Below are 593 nucleotides of genomic sequence, written 5' to 3'. Positions count from 1 at the left end.
AGACTTACCTCTTTGTCTGACACTGCGGCTATGCTCACCTCAACCTCGGTGCCAGATTTGGCGTACTGCGTGGCGTTGCTGATCAGGTTGGAGACGGCACGCCGGAGCAGCGGTTCATCAAAATGGCCTGTACTGTCGCCTGCGACCTTCAGACGCAGATCAGCATCCGCCAAGGCTGCCTCGTGGTATTCAACGACCCTTTCGACAACTGCAGCGAGACTTGGAACAAAAGAACGTCTAGCGGTGGCGCCCCTATCTGCCTGCGACAGGAACAGCATATCGTTGATGATGCCAGTGAGGCGGTGTAGCTCCTCAAGGTTGGAGGACAGCACATCCGCCATATCGAAATTCCCCGGGTGACGCAGCGCAAGTTCATTGCTGGCGACGAGGATTGCTAAAGGAGTCCGAAGCTCATGTGAAACGTCTGCGTTGAATCCTTCGAGTTGGGTGTATGCAAGATCCAACCGGCCGAGCAGGCCGTTGAACTGCTCCACGAGAGGAACAAGTTCTGCGGGCTGGCCAGCACCATCCAAGCGCGGACGCAAATTGTCCGCGGACAAGGACCTCAGTTGGTGCGCAAGCCGTCGCACAGG

General features: G+C 57.2%; 1 protein-coding gene and 1 pseudogene. Both read right to left on the bottom strand.

Features of this window, described 5'->3' with window-relative positions:
• Nucleotides 1-494: histidine kinase dimerization/phospho-acceptor domain-containing protein (locus tag FJV41_RS49675; RefSeq protein ID WP_281291662.1), on the bottom strand; the 494-nt coding region annotated here is incomplete at its 3' end.
• A 27-nt stretch (nucleotides 495-521) separates the two neighbouring features.
• Nucleotides 522-590: pseudogene (locus tag FJV41_RS57105) on the bottom strand (hypothetical protein); the annotation flags it as partial.
• Between the last annotated feature and the right edge of the window lie 3 nt (nucleotides 591-593).

Origin of the sequence: Myxococcus llanfairpwllgwyngyllgogerychwyrndrobwllllantysiliogogogochensis, from assembly GCF_006636215.1 — a bacterium.
GTDB lineage: Bacteria > Myxococcota > Myxococcia > Myxococcales > Myxococcaceae > Myxococcus > Myxococcus llanfairpwllgwyngyllgogerychwyrndrobwllllantysiliogogogochensis.
The sequence above is the reverse complement of the archived record's forward strand: the minus strand, read 5'-3'. Positions and strand labels throughout refer to the sequence as shown.